Annotated in this window: 1 protein-coding gene; it reads right to left on the bottom strand. The window is 60.1% G+C overall.

Features of this window, described 5'->3' with window-relative positions; translation table 11 throughout:
* Nucleotides 1-542 (bottom strand): ATP-binding protein (locus IVB12_RS28690; RefSeq protein WP_247304126.1); only part of this gene is annotated, 542 nt, incomplete at its 3' end.
* Between the last annotated feature and the right edge of the window lie 47 nt (nucleotides 543-589).

A 589-nucleotide genomic window follows, 5' to 3' on the forward strand; every position in this document is an offset into this window, starting at 1 on the left:
AGAAGCTGGCCACCGGACTGGGCGAAGGGCAAATAGCCGAGTTCATCCAGCACGATGAAGTCCATCCGGGTCAGATGCTCGGCGAGCCGTCCTTGCCGTCCGTTGCGGGTCTCGGTCTCGAGGCGATTGACGAGGTCGACTACGTTGAAGAAGCGGCCGCGGGCACCGGATCGGATGCAGCTTCTGGCGATGGCAATGGCCAGGTGGGTCTTGCCTGTGCCGGTGCCGCCAACCAGAACGACATTGCGTTGTTGGGCGATGAAGCCGCTGCCAGCGAGATCATTGACGAGAGTCTGATTGATCGGCGTGCCGTCGAACTGGAAGTCGGCGATGTCCTTGGCAAGCGGCAGCTTGGCAATGGTGAGCTGGTATTTGATCGACCTGGCTTGCTTCTCGTTGATCTCGGCGTTGAGCAGGTCGCCAACGATGCGCTGAGGTTCGTGCTGGCGCTTGACGGCAGTTGCCATGATCTCGTCGAAGGACGCCTTCATGCCGTAGAGCTTGAGTTCGCCCATGAGGTCGAAGATTTGGGTTCGTTCCATCAGATGGTCCTCCGGAGGTTGTCGTAGCGGGCACAATCGGCGATCGG

The organism is Bradyrhizobium sp. 179 (assembly GCF_023073535.1).
Taxonomy (GTDB): Bacteria; Pseudomonadota; Alphaproteobacteria; order Rhizobiales; family Xanthobacteraceae; genus Bradyrhizobium.